The 17,142-nt window shown below is 29.5% G+C and carries 16 protein-coding genes; 14 read left to right on the top strand and 2 right to left on the bottom strand.

Annotated elements, in window-relative coordinates; translation table 11 throughout:
- The first annotated feature begins 40 nt into the window (after positions 1–40).
- Positions 41–1,228 (top strand): C40 family peptidase, encoded by a 1,188-nt coding sequence (locus BLT70_RS03620; RefSeq protein WP_091891684.1) that lies wholly within the window; start codon positions 41–43, stop codon positions 1,226–1,228.
- A 184-nt stretch (positions 1,229–1,412) separates the two neighbouring features.
- Here the strand turns inward: BLT70_RS03620 and serA are convergent, their stop codons facing one another.
- Both serA and BLT70_RS03610 read right to left on the bottom strand, forming a co-directional pair.
- On the bottom strand, positions 1,413–3,305 hold the full coding sequence (gene serA / locus BLT70_RS03615; RefSeq protein ID WP_091891681.1) for a phosphoglycerate dehydrogenase: 1,893 nt from the start codon (positions 3,303–3,305) through the stop codon (positions 1,413–1,415).
- A 139-nt stretch (positions 3,306–3,444) separates the two neighbouring features.
- Positions 3,445–4,266, bottom strand: coding sequence for a hypothetical protein (locus BLT70_RS03610; protein ID WP_091891679.1), 822 nt, complete (start codon positions 4,264–4,266; stop codon positions 3,445–3,447).
- A 170-nt stretch (positions 4,267–4,436) separates the two neighbouring features.
- Here BLT70_RS03610 and gcvP point away from each other — a divergent pair, with 170 nt between their 5' ends.
- The 13 genes from gcvP to BLT70_RS03545 all read left to right on the top strand — a co-directional run bounded on the left by gcvP (position 4,437) and on the right by BLT70_RS03545 (position 17,141).
- Positions 4,437–7,274, top strand: coding sequence for an aminomethyl-transferring glycine dehydrogenase (gene gcvP, locus BLT70_RS03605; RefSeq protein ID WP_091891676.1), 2,838 nt, complete (start codon positions 4,437–4,439; stop codon positions 7,272–7,274).
- Positions 7,275–7,590: 316 nt separating this feature from the next.
- The gene (locus tag BLT70_RS03600) at positions 7,591–7,923 is read left to right on the top strand and encodes a helix-turn-helix transcriptional regulator (RefSeq protein WP_091891674.1); all 333 of its coding nucleotides are present in this window, start codon (positions 7,591–7,593) and stop codon (positions 7,921–7,923) included.
- Between the two features lie 52 nt (positions 7,924–7,975).
- A complete protein-coding gene (locus tag BLT70_RS03595) occupies positions 7,976–8,608 on the top strand; it encodes a low molecular weight phosphatase family protein (RefSeq protein ID WP_091891672.1) in 633 nt (210 codons plus the stop codon).
- 2 nt (positions 8,609–8,610) lie between these two features.
- Entirely contained in the window at positions 8,611–9,645 is a 1,035-nt protein-coding gene (gene arsB, locus BLT70_RS03590; RefSeq protein ID WP_091891670.1) for an ACR3 family arsenite efflux transporter, read from the top strand.
- A gap of 94 nt (positions 9,646–9,739) precedes the next feature.
- Entirely contained in the window at positions 9,740–10,546 is an 807-nt protein-coding gene (locus BLT70_RS03585; protein ID WP_091891667.1) for a hypothetical protein, read from the top strand.
- Between the two features lie 47 nt (positions 10,547–10,593).
- Positions 10,594–11,331, top strand: a complete 738-nt coding sequence (locus BLT70_RS03580; RefSeq protein WP_091891664.1) for a sulfite exporter TauE/SafE family protein — start codon at positions 10,594–10,596, stop codon at positions 11,329–11,331.
- Between the two features lie 109 nt (positions 11,332–11,440).
- Entirely contained in the window at positions 11,441–11,746 is a 306-nt protein-coding gene (locus BLT70_RS03575; RefSeq protein WP_091891662.1) for a helix-turn-helix transcriptional regulator, read from the top strand.
- A 52-nt stretch (positions 11,747–11,798) separates the two neighbouring features.
- Positions 11,799–12,035 (top strand): thioredoxin family protein, encoded by a 237-nt coding sequence (locus tag BLT70_RS03570; RefSeq protein WP_091891659.1) that lies wholly within the window; start codon positions 11,799–11,801, stop codon positions 12,033–12,035.
- Positions 12,036–12,046: 11 nt separating this feature from the next.
- The gene (locus BLT70_RS03565; protein ID WP_091891656.1) at positions 12,047–12,454 is read left to right on the top strand and encodes an OsmC family protein; all 408 of its coding nucleotides are present in this window, start codon (positions 12,047–12,049) and stop codon (positions 12,452–12,454) included.
- Positions 12,447–13,424 (top strand): permease, encoded by a 978-nt coding sequence (locus BLT70_RS03560; RefSeq protein WP_091891653.1) that lies wholly within the window; start codon positions 12,447–12,449, stop codon positions 13,422–13,424. The genes BLT70_RS03565 and BLT70_RS03560 overlap by 8 nt, the downstream gene beginning before the upstream one ends.
- A 17-nt stretch (positions 13,425–13,441) precedes the next feature.
- On the top strand, positions 13,442–13,879 hold the full coding sequence (locus BLT70_RS03555; RefSeq protein ID WP_091891650.1) for a nitrophenyl compound nitroreductase subunit ArsF family protein: 438 nt from the start codon (positions 13,442–13,444) through the stop codon (positions 13,877–13,879).
- Positions 13,880–14,590 (top strand): aromatic aminobenezylarsenical efflux permease ArsG family transporter, encoded by a 711-nt coding sequence (locus BLT70_RS03550; protein ID WP_091891647.1) that lies wholly within the window; start codon positions 13,880–13,882, stop codon positions 14,588–14,590. It abuts the gene before it with no gap.
- Positions 14,591–15,110: 520 nt separating this feature from the next.
- Complete coding sequence (locus tag BLT70_RS03545; protein WP_091891645.1) at positions 15,111–17,141, top strand: ATP-dependent endonuclease; 2,031 nt, start codon at positions 15,111–15,113, stop codon at positions 17,139–17,141.
- Position 17,142: the final 1 nt, after the last annotated feature.

Below are 17,142 nucleotides of genomic sequence, written 5' to 3'. Positions count from 1 at the left end.
ACAGAATTTTGTTTTGTATTTTAGCATAAAATTTATTCTAATGAAAATCTTAAAATACTTTTCGTTTTTAGTATTGATTGCACTCTTCTCTTGTAAAAATAATTCAGAAATAATTCCTGAACTTGAGAATATTCATGCAAAACTAAAATCAGAATTTGCGCCTGATAAACGTGTTGAATTATTTGATATCAATTTTAAACTGAAAGATAATCAACTTATTTTAGAAGGAGAAACCACTTCTAAAAAAGCATTCTCGATACTTTTAGATAGTTTAAAAAAAAGAGAATTAGAATTCGCAAATAATGTACGTGTTTTACCAGATTCTGCAGTAGGAATTAAAACTTTTGCAGTTGCTAGAAATTCTGTAATAAATATAAGATCAAACCCAAAACATTCTGCAGAATTGGGCACACAAGGTTTGTTAGGAATGGCTTTAAAAGTATTAGATAAAAAAGGTGATTTTTATAGAATTCAAACTCCTGATAATTATATTTCTTGGGTTGATAAAGGCGGAATTCAATTAATGAATAAAGAAGAAATTGATACTTGGAATCAAACAAAAAAAGTGCTTTTTACCAAAAATTTTGGATATGTTTTTACTGATAAAAAAAATGAAACCAACATTATTTCTGATATTACTTTAGGCGGACTTTTACAATACATTTCTGAAGATAATCAATTTTATGAAGTAAAATATCCTGATAATAGAACAGGTTTTATCAAAAAAGAGGAAGCTGTAATTTATGATTCATGGTTAGAAAACTTAGGATCATCCAAAGAAAATATTGAAGTTGTTGCTAAAAATTTCACAGGTTTTCCTTATCTATGGGGCGGAACTTCATCTAAAGGAATGGATTGTAGCGGATTTACAAAAATGGTATATTTAATGAATGGTTTTATCATTCCTAGAGATGCTTCTCAACAAATAAATGCAGGTAAAATTGTAGATGATCAATTAAACTTTAAAGATTTACAGAAAGGAGATTTACTGTTTTTTGGAACAAAAGCAACATCAGAAAAAAAACAACGCGTTGTACATGTTGGTATTTGGTTAGGAAATGATAAAATGGAGTTTATTCATTCTTCTGGTAACGTGCATTTGAGTTCTATGGATGCTTCTCAACCAAATTATGACGAGTTTAATAAAAATAGATATTTAGGAAGTAAACGTTATTTAGGTATAAAAGACAAAATGATTATTGACTTGAAAGAAAGCATAAAGCTTTAGACTTCAAATCAAATAGCTATAAACAAGCTTAGCCCAGATTGAAACGGCATCCTTTTTTGAGGAACGAAAAAAAGATATAGTTGAAAGCTGGAAATAGCTTCAAAAAAATAGCCTTTCAACTAAACATTGAAAGGCTACTATTATTTAAAAGATTGCTTTGTTACTCGCAATAATGTAGATTAGTTTAATATAGAACTCTAAACTTAATTGTACCTTCTACATTTCTTAATTTTTCGATAACTTCTTTGTTATATTCTTTATCTAAATCTGTAATTACGTAACCAACTTTTGGATCTGTAGATAAATACTGACCAGAAATATTTAATTCGTATTTAGCTAAAATCTTATTAATTTTTGCCATTACACCAGGTACATTCTTGTGAATATGTAAGAATCTGTGTGATTTTATTTGTCTTGGCAAACGAATATTTGGAAAGTTTACAGCATCAACTGTATTTCCAGAATTTATATATGCCATAATTTTACTTGGCACAAAATCTGCAATATCTCTTTGCGCTTCTTCAGTACTTCCACCAACATGAGGTGTTAAAATTACGTTTGGTAATCCTTGTAAATCAGAGAAGAATTCACCATTTTTTGCTGGTTCTTCTGGATACACATCAATTGCAGCTCCAGCTAATTTTTTGCTTTTTAAAGCTGTAACTAATGCAGGAATATCAACAACAAAACCTCTTGCTAAGTTTACTAAATACGCGCCATCTTTCATTTGAGAAATTTCTTTTTCTCCAATAAAATTCTTGTTAGCTGCATTGTCATCAATATGTAAAGTTACCACATCAGATAGTGCTAATAAATCTTCTAACTTGTCAACTTTTGTAGCATTTCCTAATCCTAAAGTATCTTCTACATCATAATAATATACATCCATTCCTAAGCCTTCTGCCAAAATTGATAATTGCTTACCAATATTACCATAACCTACAATTCCTAGTTTTTTACCACGAACTTCTCTTGAACCTTCTGCAGTTTTATTCCACTGACCATTATGTATTTCTGTACTTCTTTGAAAAACACTACGCATTAACATAATAATCTCGCCAATAGCCAATTCTACAACAGAACGTGTATTACTGTAAGGTGCATTAAAAACAACAACTCCTTTTTCTTTACAAGCCTCTAAATCAATTTGTTTGGTACCAATGCAAAATGCACTTACTACCATTAGTTTGTCTGCAGCATCAACTACTTTTTGCGTAACATTTGTTTTAGAACGAATTCCTAAAACGTGTACATCTTTAATTTTTTCTATTAATTCATCTTCGGATAAACTTTTAGAAACAGTTTCTACAGAAAAGCCATCTGTAGATAACTTTGTAAAAGCATCTGGATGTACGTTTTCTAATAATAAAATTTTAATTCTATTCTTTGGGTATGAGATATTTCTTGGCAACTTGTTTACGTATAAAAATTCGTCTAAATTTGGGGCAATGAAATCTGCGTTTTCTGTAGTTTTTACTCTAGAAACGTTTTCTGTGTAAGCAAAAAATTTATCTGCTACACCCGCTTTTCGAGTTACATAATCGCTATAACCATCGCCAATAACTTGTATTTCTCCTTCTAGTTCCATGTCTTTTAAACACTTTATTTTTCCGTTATGCTGAGATAATGGATTATTAGCATCAAAGCCAATAATTTTTCCATCATTCGCAAACTCAAAAGTATTTGCAAAAACTCTTTCTGAAGGTATATTGTATTGTGCTACAATAGGATCTATAAATTCTTTAAATCCGCAGGAAATAACATAAATATCATCTGCATAATTTTCGAAAAATTCTTTATTACTTTCTATGGATTTTGATACTTGTTTTTTTAAAGCATTTACTAAATTGGCTAAATCTGCTTCATTAGCATTTAGTAATTTAATTCTTCTTTCTAAAGATTCTGTAAAAGATATTTCGCCATCTATGCCTAAATTGGTAATATCAATTATTTCTTGAATAATTTTATCTTTATTAGGATTATCTTTTAACGTAATTTCTGCTAAAACATCTAAAGCTTCTACTCTTGTTAAAGTACTATCAAAATCGAAAATATAATTTCTTTTTGTGGTAATCATTTGTAAGAATCTTGGTTGAATTTAAGCTGTAAATCTACAAAGATAGTAGGGAATTATGAAGCTTTTTTAAAATTTTTACGAAATCAATTTCTTTAGTTATATATCAATAAAGACTTCATAAGAAAAAGGTTTTTTTAGCTTAAAAATTATGAAATCCTAAAAGAATTAACCACCAAACAATTGGCAAAGACTCAACCCAAAAAGAACTATAGTATTTTGGTTGCTTAATTTTAGCTCTCATCAAGAAAATAGTCAATAAAAAAAAGAACATCATAAAAGGACTCTTCGTTGTAATTTCTGTGGATGACATAAACTCTAAAACCAACGAAAAAACGAGTAATGTTAGTCCTAATTTCTTTGTTTGCTCTACACCTATTTTCTTCGGAATTGTTTGCAAAGAAATGGCGTCAAATTTCATATCTCTTATATCAAAAGGAAGAATTAGAACAAGAACTATTAAAAACCGCTGAATTATAGTAAAAACGACTGACAAACTAAATTCTTTTTCTGCATCAAAAACCGGAATTAAAACAGTAAATCCAGCCCAAACAAAGGCAACTACAATAATTTTTAAATAACTAATTTCTCTTAAATTTTTATCAAATCCGCTTAAAAAAGGAACTGCATACAACACTGTTAATAAGGTGAAAGGCACTGAAAGAAGCAAAGTTTTAAAATCAATTAAATGGCCATAATAACACATGGCAAAAAAGCATCCCAAAGAAAAAATTTGTATAATTTTTAAGCCTTTTGTTAACCTTTTGTGATGCAGTTTTGCAACACCAGCATATTTTACAAAATTGTAACCCGTAATTGTGCCATAAAAGATAAAATAATCGAGGTTTTCATTATACGAAAGTTTAAAATAAATTTCTGTAATTCTCACAAAAGCATATACAGCTAAAGCTACGTGAATACTCGCGTTTATATAAAAATTTAAAATAGTTTTTAAAACCTTCATGCAGCAAAAATAAAGTTTATGTTCATAACATTCACTTTTGGTTGATAATTAATCCTTTTTTAACTGTTTTTGATGAAGTTCAAACTTTATGAAATGATTATTTTTGCCTCAGTAAATTCAAATCAGCAATCAACTTCATCGATTGAAAAAAGACATATAAAAAACTTTAAATGAACACAAATTCGTTTCAACTAAGACATATTGGACCCAATAAAAAGGAACAAGAAAAAATGTTATCAGCAATTAAAGTTGATAGTTTAAATCAGTTAATTAATGAGACTGTTCCAGAAAAAATTAGATTAAAAGAAGAATTAAATTTAGATCCTGCAATGAGCGAATATGAGTATTTAGCTCATATTAAAGAACTATCAGAAAAAAATAAAGTCTTTAAAAGCTATATTGGTTTAGGATATCATGAAGCAATTGTGCCAAGTGTTATTCAACGAAATATTTTAGAAAATCCGGGTTGGTACACAGCTTATACTCCTTATCAAGCAGAAATTGCACAAGGTAGATTAGAAGCGTTGTTAAATTATCAAACGATGATTTGCGATTTAACTGGAATGGAATTGGCAAATGCTTCTTTGTTAGATGAAAGTACTGCTGCTGCAGAAGCAATGGCTTTATTGTTTGATGTTAGAGAAAGAAGTCAAAAGAAAAATAATGTAAATAAGTTTTTTGTTTCTGATGAAATTCTACCTCAAACATTATCTGTTTTACAAACTCGTTCAATTCCTATTGGCATTGAATTAGTTGTTGGAAATCACGAAGAATTTAATTTTTCTGATGAATTTTTTGGAGCAATTTTACAATATCCAGGAAAATACGGACAAGTATTTGACTATGCAGATTTTGTTGCCAAAGCAAATGAAAAAAATATAAAAGTTGCTGTTGCTGCAGATATTTTATCTTTAGTAAGGTTAAAAGCGCCAGCAGAATTTGGGGTTGATGTTGTTGTTGGAACAACGCAACGTTTTGGAATTCCTTTAGGTTATGGAGGTCCTCATGCAGGATATTTTGCCACAAAAGACACTTATAAAAGAAGTATTCCTGGAAGAATTATTGGTGTTACCAAAGACAAAAATGGCAACAGAGCTTTAAGAATGGCTTTGCAAACTAGAGAGCAACATATTAAGCGAGAAAAAGCAACTTCAAACATTTGTACAGCACAAGTTTTATTGGCTGTTATGGCAGGAATGTATGCTGTTTATCATGGAAAAGATGGATTGAAATTTATTGCTGATTATGTGCACACAAACACAAAAACACTCGCAATAATTTTAGAAGATTTAGGTTTTAAACAATTAAACACATCTTATTTTGATACCATTTTAGTTGAAGTTGAGGCTGCTAAATTAAAAAAGGTTGCAGAAGCAAATAACATCAATTTTAATTATGTTGATGAAAATCATGTTTCTATTTCTATCAATGAAACTGCCGGAATTAAAGAAATAAAAGCAATCGTACATTGCTTTGAACAAGCTTTTAATGTAAAAAGTGGCGATTTACCTTTACCAATTAAGGTACTTCCAGAAAATTTATTGAGAAACACTCCTTTTTTAGAAAATGAGGTATTTAATACGTATCAATCTGAAACAGAAATGATGCGTTATATTAAAAAATTAGAGCGCAAAGATTTAGCTTTAAATCATTCTATGATTTCTTTAGGTTCTTGTACAATGAAACTAAATGCCGCTTCAGAAATGTTGCCTTTAAGCAATCCACAATGGGGAAATATTCACCCTTTTGTGCCCTTAAATCAAGCAGAAGGATATCAAGAAGTACTTAAAAAATTAGAACATCAATTAAATATTATTACTGGTTTCTCTGCAACCTCTTTACAACCAAACTCTGGTGCACAAGGTGAATTTACAGGTTTAATGGTTATTAGAGCGTATCATGAAAGTAGAGGAGATTCTCATAGAAATATTTGTTTAATTCCTGCTTCTGCACATGGAACAAATCCTGCTTCCGCAGTAATGGCTGGGATGAAAGTTGTGGTAACAAAAACAGATGAAAGAGGAAATATCGACTTCGAAGATTTAAAAGAAAAGGCAGAAATCCATTCTAAAAATTTAGCTGCTTTAATGGTTACATATCCTTCAACTCATGGAGTTTTTGAAACCGGAATTAAAGATATTACAAATGTTATTCATGAAAACGGCGGACAAGTTTATATGGATGGCGCAAATATGAATGCACAAGTTGGCTTAACAAATCCTGCAACAATTGGGGCTGATGTTTGTCACTTAAACTTACACAAAACATTTGCAATTCCGCATGGTGGTGGAGGTCCTGGAGTTGGCCCAATTTGTGTTGCTCCTCAATTAGCGCCTTTTTTACCTACAAATCCTGTTGTAAAAACTGGTGGAGAAAATGCAATTACAGCAATTTCTGCAGCTCCTTGGGGTTCTGCATTAGTGTGTTTAATTTCTTACGGATATATTACAATGCTTGGTTTTAGAGGATTAAAAAATGCTACTAAAATGGCAATTTTAAATGCAAACTATATTAAAGAGCGTTTAAACGAATTTTATCCAACTTTATACACAGGAGAAAAAGGAAGAGCTGCTCACGAAATGATTATTGATTGTAGAGGTTTTAAAAACAACGGAATTGAAGTTGTAGATATTGCAAAACGTTTAATGGATTATGGTTTTCATGCGCCAACTGTTTCTTTTCCTGTAGGCGGAACTATGATGATTGAGCCTACAGAATCTGAAAGTATGGCTGAATTAGATCGCTTTTGTGATGCAATGATTTCTATTAGAAAAGAAATTGATGAAGCAACAAAAGAAGATGAAAATAATCCTTTAAAAAATGCGCCACACACACAAGAAATGTTAACTGCGGATGAATGGACATTACCATATTCTAGAAAACAAGCTGCTTTTCCTTTAGACTATATTGCTGATAACAAATTCTGGCCAACTGTTAGAAGAGTTGATGATGCTTTTGGAGACAGAAATTTAATTTGTTCTTGTAGCCCAATTGAAGATTATATGTAAACATTAAGTGTTTTTAAATATTTAAAACCATCTCTTTTGAGGTGGTTTTTTTGTTAAACGGTTTACAAATAATTATTCCGTGTAAATAAATTTCAAATTCAAAAAAAGTTCTCGATACAATTTTTATTACGCTACCGCTTCATTAAAATCACTCGAACTGACATGAGAAATATTTAATAACAAATCGCATAGGAATCAATATAACTGATTTTTATAATACACGCTAGCAAACACAAAAAAGACTAAAAAATATTTAATTTTTATTTGTCAATTTAAACTTTAATCGTAACATTGCAATTAATAAATTAAACAAGAAATGGGATTAGCAAAAACCGAAATGTTTACCGACTTACAAAATGAAATTGCCTTATTCGCAAAAGTTTTTGGGCATCCTGCAAGAGTGGCTATTTTACAACAACTCTTTAAAATAGACGCTTGTTATTGTGGCGATTTGGTAAACGAAATTGGTCTTGCGCAACCTACAATTTCTCAACATTTAAAGGAATTAAAAAATTTAGGACTCATTAAAGGAAATGTAGAAGGAACAAGTGTTTGCTATTGCATAAACACCGAGAATTGGACAAAAATGAAAGAAACTATGTTGCAATTTCTAAATCAAGATATTTCTATAAAAGGAGATTGTTGTTAAAAAAATTTAAAAACATTAATCGTAAAATCGCAATAAACAAATAATTAATAAAATGATAACTACACAACCAACATTATTTCTAGAAATAGAAAATTTAATCAAGAATTTAAAACCTGAGAGTATTTCTGATGATCGAAAAGAAATCTTAAAACCGCTAACTGAATTTATTCAAGCTAAAGTTTCAAATGATCAAGAAATTCGAATCAATTTTATTTGCACCCACAATTCACGAAGAAGTCATTTATCACAAGTTTGGGCTCAAACAATGGCAAATTATTTTAACATCAAAAATGTTTTTTGTTATTCTGGTGGTACAGAAGCAACAGCTTTATTCCCTATGGTTGCAGAAACACTAAAAAATTCTGGATTTGAAATCAAAACGCTTTCAGAAGGTAAAAACCCAGTTTACAGCATTAAATATGCAGAGAATGAACATCCAATTATTGGTTTTTCAAAAAAATTAGATGATGGTTTTAATCCAAAATCTAAATTTGCAGCAATTATGACTTGCTCGCAAGCAGATGGAGGTTGCCCGTTTATTGCTGGTGCAGAAAAACGAATTCCTATAACTTTTGAAGATCCAAAAGCTTTTGACAACACACCTCAACAAGCTGAAAAATATAATGAAAGAAGTCTGCAAATTGCAACTGAATTATTCTACATTTTCTCTCAAATAAATTCTTAAAAATGGCTTCAAAAAAATTAAGTTTTCTTGATAGAAATCTAACACTTTGGATTTTTGTTGCAATGGCAATAGGAGTCGGACTTGGATATTTTATTCCAACATTTCCTACTATTATAAATTCGTTCAATAGCGGTACAACCAACATCCCAATTGCAATTGGTTTAATATTAATGATGTATCCGCCTTTAGCAAAAGTAAATTATGCGCTCTTGCCAAAAGTTTTTAGAAACACAAAAATCCTGTCAATTTCATTAATTCTAAATTGGATTATTGGTCCTGTTTTAATGTTCGTTTTGGCAATTACATTTTTACGTGATTATCCAGAATATATGGTTGGTCTTATTCTAATTGGCTTGGCACGTTGTATTGCAATGGTTTTGGTTTGGAACGATCTTGCAGAAGGAAGTAGCGAATATGGTGCAGGTTTAGTTGCTTTAAATAGTATTTTTCAGGTTTTTGCATACAGTTTTTATGCGTGGCTTTTTATAACTATACTTCCACCCTATTTTGGTTTTGAAGGTGCAATTGTAGATATTTCTATCAGCACAATTGCAGAAAGTGTTGCTATTTATTTAGGAATTCCATTTTTAATGGGAATTTTAAGCAGACTCATTTTAGTGAAAATAAAAGGAGAAGAATGGTATACTAAAAAATACATTCCAACAATTTCGCCAATAACATTAATTGCGCTTTTGTTTACGATTGTAATCATGTTTTCTTTAAAAGGAGAATTAATTGTAGAAATACCAATGGATGTTTTAATTATTGCAGTTCCTTTATTAATCTATTTTACAGTAATGTTTATCATTGGCTTTTTCTTTACAAAAGCAACTGGAGCAGAATATGATAAAACAGCAGCAGTAGCTTTTACAGCAGCAGGAAATAATTTTGAATTGGCAATTGCAGTTGCTATTGCGGTTTTTGGACTAAATTCTGGACAAGCATTTACAGGAGTAATTGGACCTTTGGTAGAAGTGCCTGCATTAATTTTATTAGTTCGTGTTTCGTTTTGGTTAAAGAAAAAATATTATTCTTAAAATAATAGCTGACATATGACATAAGTCATATGTCAGCTCATTAACCAATCGTAGTTTTACGATAAGTTTTGTAAAATTAAAAAAGGTGAGTATTATGAAATTCAATCTATTATTGGTGCTATTTTTTGTTGGTTTAATAAGCTGTAACTCAAATAAAAAAAACAAAGAAAATTTAAAATCAGAAAATTCAAATAAAAAAGAAATTGTAGTACATAAAAAAGTTACATCAACCATTAAAGTACAATCTAAAGGATATAAATTGATGCAACAAAAATGCTATATCTGTCATTTTGAAACTCCAAATCCGTCAAAAAGAGATCAAATGATTGCGCCACCAATGTTAAGAGTTCAAGAGCATTATAAACCTACATACACAAATAAAGAGGAATTTATAAAAGCTATTATGGCGTTTACTAAAAACCCATCAGAAGAAAAAACGTTAATGCCAGGTGCTGTTAAAAAGTTTAATTTGATGCCTAAATTGCCTTATGATGACGCCGAATTACAATTGATAGCAGAAACGATTTACGATTATGAATTTGGCAAAGCGCCTAAAATGAAAATGATGGCTAGCGTTTTACAATTGAATAATGGTAAAAAATGGGTTTTAAAAAAAGAATCTATACTTCTGATAAATACCATTATTAAAAAAACATCAAATTTTAAATCAACAAAAATTGAAGCCTATAATAAATTAGGGAAAGATGTTTTTAATGATGCAAAAACAATCATGTTAGACGATTCTTATCAAGATGAATTATTTAATCAAATACATATTTTTTTCGCTGGCATAGAAAACAATATGCACACATTAATGTCTACCACATCAATTTCTGAAGCCAATAAAGAATTAACGGAATTAAACCAACAATTAAAAGGGTTTCACAACTATTTTGAATAGCATTACTTATAAATTTCTTTTTCAAAAAAAATAAATTGTAAGTCTTTATGGATTTTTATTTAGCTATAATTTCATTTCTTGCCGCATTTATTTTCTCTTTAGGAGGCGTTGGTGCTGCCATTATATTAATCCCGATTATGGATGCTTTTGGAATTCCCATTTCGGTAGCAAAACCTGTGGGGTTATTTTATAATACCATAAGTTTAGCAGGAGCAAGTGCTAACAATATCAAAAACAACCGCCTAGATTTTAAATTAGGTATTCCTCTAATTATCTTTTCTTTTATTTTTGCGAGTGTAGGAGCTTATTTATCTCAATACATTCCGTCGAGAATTGTATTAATTATGTTTGTAGGTTTCTTACTTTTCTCTAGTTGTATGTTTCTGTTTTTCAAAAAAAAGGATGAAACTATTTTTAGAGAAGATATCCCTTATTTTCCACTCGCCCTCATTGGTGCTTTTGCAGGTTTATTATCTGGAATTCTTGGTATTGGTGGAGGCGGAATTATTTCTCCACTTTTATTAGTAATGGGTTTTAATCCTAAAAAAATTACAACATTAACGGCTTTTGTTGTTCCTTTTTCTTCTTTGTCTGGTTTTTTAACCTATTGGTCTATCGGCTCTGTTGATTGGAAATTAATAGCAATAACCGCTATCGCCGGAATTTTAGGCGCAACAATTGGTACATCAATAATGCAAAAAAAATTAAATCCTAAAACCGTAAAAAAAATTCTTGCTATTATTTTGATAATTATAGCTATAAAAATGGGCGTTAAAATAATTTAATGATGATAATCGGTTTCCTTTAATAAAAATAAATTCTAACAAAATAAAAAAAATCTGATAATTATCACATTGTATCTAATAAATGTATCGTAAATTTGCGATAGACAATATGAAAAGAAATTTAGAACCTATAACATACAAAGAAAATACAGAAGCTTTAGCTAAATACGCAAAAGCTCTAGCGCACCCAACACGCATTGCTATTTTAAAACATCTAGAAAATCAATCTTGTTGTTTTACTGGTGATTTGGTAGAAGTTTTTCCGTTGGCACAATCTACAATTTCTCAACATCTAAAAGAGTTAAAAAATGCGGGTTTAATTCAAGGAGAATTAAAACCACCCAAAATAAAATATTGTATCAATAAAGAAAACTGGAGCATTGCAAAATCGTTATTTCAGCAGTTTTTTGATTGATATTTTTTTTAATAATCATATCGCTTATTTACGATAAACAAATTTTAAAATTATGAGTAAAGTAATTAAAGTATTAGGTACAGGTTGCCCAAAATGTCAATCTATGACAGCAGTTGTTAAAGATGTAGTATCAGAAAATAACATTGATGCAACTATTGAAAAAGTAGAAGATATTATGGAAATTATGAAATTTAACGTAATGAGCACTCCTGCTTTAGTAATTGATGATGTAATTACCATAAAAGGCAGAATACCATCAAAAGAAGAGGTATTGGCGCTCTTAAACTAAATTATAGTGTTATGAATTATCAGATCAAAGCGTCTTCTATCTCAAATAAAGATGCTGTTATTCATATAAAAGAATCGAACATCAATTTTGGCACAACTTCAAAAACTGCCGAGGTTTTACCAAATCCGGCTGAATTATTTCTTGGCTCATTTGCAGCTTGTATGTTAAAAAATGTAGAACGTTTTTCAATTATGATGAAATTCACATATTCAAAAACTACACTTGAAGTGAATGCTACGCGATTAGAAAATCCGCCAAGAATGGATAACATTTTTTACGATTTAAAAATCTACAGCAACGATAAAAAATTAAATATAGATTTATTAAAAAAGAATATTGAAAAGTTTGGAACAATCTATAATACCATAAAATTATCTTGTGCTATTTCGGGCACAATTAATCAATTTGAAAATGTTTGATTGGATACAAAATATAGCAGATTGGTTTGTTTATGATATTTTGAACTTAACCAAAGGGCAACACTTGGCAGAAGCGCTCAACTTCTTTATTTACGACACCACAAAGATTTTAATTTTACTTTTTGTTATTATCTTTTTTATGGGAATCGTCAATAGCTATTTCCCAATAGATAAAGTCAAAAATTATTTATCAAGAAATAAATTATACGGTTTAGAATATTTAATGGCAAGTCTTTTTGGTGTTGTTACACCTTTTTGTTCTTGTTCTTCTGTTCCTCTATTTATTGGTTTTGTGAGAGGTGGAATTCCATTAGGAGTTACGTTTGCATTTTTAATTACTTCTCCGTTAGTTAATGAAGTTGCAATCGGACTTTTTGTTGGCTTATTCGGACTTCAAACAACTATTATTTATGTAATTAGTGGTATTTTACTAGGAACAATTTCTGGTGTAATTCTTCAAAAATTAAAACTAGAACGCTATTTAACTCCTTGGGTAAAAGAAGTTTTAGCAAATGCACAAAAAGATCAAGATACTTTTATTGCAGAGAAACAAACCTTAAAACAACGCTTACCAATTATTTGGGATGAAGTTCTAAAAATTTTAAAAGGAATTATTCCGTATGTACTTATTGGTATCGCCATTGGCGGATTGATGCATGGCTATATTCCTGAAGGTTTTTTTGAACAATATATGGACAAAGACAATCTATTTGCTGTGCCAATTGCAACTATTTTAGCGGTGCCAATGTACTCTAATGCATCAGGAATATTACCTGTTGTTCAAGTGTTAGTTGCAAAAGGAATTCCGTTAGGAACCGCAATTGCTTTTATGATGGGCGTTGTAGGTTTGTCATTACCAGAAGCAATGTTATTAAAGAAAGTAATGACTTTAAAACTAATTGCTATCTTTTTTGGTGTTGTTACACTTTGCATTATTATTTCTGGCTATTTATTCAACTTACTATTATAAATTTTAAATCTATAAAAATGAAAAAATTCAAATTTCTTACCGTTTTAGTAATTAGTTTAGTACTAAATTCTTGTAATAATCAACCTAAAAATAAAACAGCATCTGTAGATGAATCAGTTTCTAAAATAGAAGTTTTCGATTTCCATTCTACACACAGATGTATGACTTGTAATGCTATTGAAGCCAATACAAAATATACGTTAAACACCTTTTTTGCTGATGAATTAAAAAACAATAAAATTACTTTTCAGGTGATTAATGTTGATGAAAAAAAGAACGAAAAAATTGCCGAAAAATTTGAAGCTTCTGGTACTTCTTTAATTTTAAATGTGATTAAAAACGGAAAGGAAACGCAAATAAATCTAACTGAGTTTGCTTTTATGGAGGGAAACGATCAAGAAGCCTTTTCTAAAGAATTAAAATCTAAAATAGACATGGAATTAAAAGCTCTCTAAATGGATTTTTTACAATCACTTTTAGAGAATTATAACATTCCTATTTTATCGGCATTTATACTCGGATTAATGACTGCCATTAGTCCATGTCCTTTAGCAACAAATATTACCGCAACTGCGTTTATTTCTAAAAATATTTCGAGCAAACGAAAAGTGTTATTAAGCGGATTATTATACTCTTTAGGAAGAGGATTTAGTTATACAACAATTGGCCTGATATTATATTTTGGCGCAAGTAAGTTCCATATTGCTAGATTTTTTAATCAGAATGGAGAAAAATTTTTAGGGCCTTTATTAATCATCATTGGTTTGATTATGCTAAACGTAATCAAACTTAATTTTTTGGGAAAATTAAATTTTCAAGAAAAATTATCAGAAAAATTTAAAGGCAAAGGTCTTTTAGGTTCTTTTCTGATCGGTATCGTTTTTGCGCTCGCGTTTTGCCCATATAGTGGCGCCTTATTTTTTGGCATGTTAATTCCGATGACAATTGCTTCTGCAGACGGATTGTATTTACCAATCGTCTTCGCTTTCGGAACAGGTTTACTTGTATTACTTTTCACCTATTTATTAGCCTTCACAGCAGGAAAAGTTGGTGTTTTTTATAACCGCATTACAAAAATTGAAAAAGTAATGCGAACCATTGCAGCCGTTGTTTTTATACTAACAGGATTGTATTATGTTTTTATTTTTCTTGGAATTATTAAATAGCTGATTTTAAAATTAAAGACGTCTATTAAGTTACCTAAGGACTTTTAAAGAGTGATTTTTTTTATTATTTAATTTCATTTTCTCGTTGTATGTTATTCTTTTTTTTGTACCTTTATAAAACTACTTTTCTACCAAAGAAAAAAGCATTTTTGAGTTAAGCACTAAAAATCCTACAACTTTTTATAATTTAATCTACAATTTTTAAAAATTTATTGTACAATAAATTATAAAATATACTACAACTTTTGCACAATACCTTACAAGCAATGTAACAAAACCTCAGCAGCTTTTAACTAAAACCTTATAAGCTTTTACAAGATTGCTTATAAGGTTTTTAGCAACTGCTTGAAAGCTTTTTGTAAAACCTGAATAAAGGGGTTTTTCTTTATTGATTTTATGATGGGAAAGTGGTAACTTGCTCTTTATATTGAACTTGACAGATGACTTCTATACTAAATTTTCGATGTAAATATATTTAAATCATATAAAATTATACAACCTAGTTCTTAATAATAATAAAATGAAAATTAAAAAAATTGAGGTTACAAATTTCCGCCTATTAGAAAAAATAATTTGTACCTTAGAAGACGACATAACACTAATAGTCGGGAAAAATAACACAGGAAAAACCTCTTTTTTTGAAGCAATAAAGTTAGCTACTTCTACAGATGGGAAATTTATTTTTGAGGACTTTTCTCAGAGTACTTATGCCGTGTTTAAATCCTCTTTCAATAAATATTTAGAATCTAAAAAAGAAGGAATCACAGAAGAAAACCAAGAAGAACTTGAAAAACAACTATTAGCTGAAATTCCTAAAATCAAAATCAATTTTGAAATTGAATACAATAAAGATAATAATGAATCTCTTGTAGAACTTAGTGAATTTATAACAGACTTAGAAGATTCGAGAAATGATGCTACAATTTGTATTTCTTTTGAACCAAAAAACACTTTAAAAGTCTTTCATTCATTTGAAAACAGAGAAGATAAAAGCATTGATATAATAAAATACCTTCAGCAGAACATCAAGTTTTTATACGATACTGTTTGTTATGCAATTGATAAAGAATCTGACTATAAAAGAAAAATTGAAGACAGTTTTAAAACTAAAATTCAGAAAGTAATGCTTTTTGAAAATATAAAAGCAATGCGAATTTTAGATGATATAAATGGTGATTCTAACAATGCTTTATCACTTGGTTTTTCTAATTATTACAAACAAAGAGACAAAACCAGTAATCAGGATGTTAAAGATTTAGAGGATAAATTAAAAACAGTTTCAGGAGAGTTAAAAATCAAATATGAAAAGGTATTAGAAAGTATAATGTCGAAATTAGGCAGATTTGGAGCTAAAACTCGAATTTCAATTCCTACTATAACAATCGATTCAAAATTTGATTCTGAAAAAGTCATTAAAAATAATATACAATATCTTTATTTACAAAATGAAGTTAACTTACCAGAAAGTTATAATGGACTTGGTTATAGTAATCTAATATATATGATATTAGAGTTAGAAAGTTTTATTGAGAAGTTTAAAAACTCCAAAGAAGAGAAATTCTCAAATTTCCTTGTTATACTTATTGAAGAGCCTGAAGCCCATATGCATCCGCAAATGCAACAAGTATTTATCAGTCAAGTTTCAGAAGTTTTAAAAGATGCTAAGAATGATACTGGAATACAAATACAGGTAATTATCACAACACATTCTTCGCATATACTTTCAGAATCAGGGATTGAAACAGAATTAGGATTCAATAGAATTAGATATTTTAATAGATTAGAAACTGAATCTGGAGGATATAAAATAACAAATCAAGATTTTAATAATTTAAAAATTAAAGATGATAAACGAACTTTTAGATTCTTAAGGCAGTATTTAACACTTCATAAATCGGATTTATTTTTTGCTGATAAAGTTATATTAGTTGAAGGTACAACTGAACGTATGCTTTTACCTCAGATGATTAAAAAATCTGCAGAATCATTGTGTAACGAATACGTCTCTATACTTGAAGTTGGTGGAGCTTACGCACATTCTTTCCGTGAAATGTTAGAGTTTATAAATGTTCGAACTTTAATCATTACAGATATTGATTCAAGTAATAAAAAGGATGGCAAATGTCCAGTTGAACAAGGCGAATACACAAAAAATTATACTTTGATAAGGTGGCTACCACAAAAAGAATTAATATCAGAGTTAACTAGTTGCAAAACTGAATACAAAATACAAGAAAACATTCGTGTGGCATATCAAACAAAGGAAAATGGCTTTAACGCAAGGAGTTTTGAAGATGCTTTTATAAACACTAATAAAGAGTTTTTTTTAACTGGACACCCAATTGAAAAAGAAAAAAACATAAAGGATGAGTTTGCTTATCTAAGAAATAAAAACATTGATTTATCTAAAAAAATACCAGATAAATTTAGTTCTAAGCAAAAAACAGAGTTTACATTCGATATTATGTCTTTTAACGAAAAGGAATATGGAGAATGGAAAGTTCCAGAATATATAAATGAAGGTTTGATTTGGTTAGCTAAAAAAGATTAGG

Origin of the sequence: Polaribacter sp. KT25b (assembly GCF_900105145.1) — a bacterium.
Lineage (GTDB): Bacteria > Bacteroidota > Bacteroidia > Flavobacteriales > Flavobacteriaceae > Polaribacter.
Note: the sequence above shows the minus strand (reverse complement) of the source record. Positions and strands in the feature narration are given on the sequence as shown.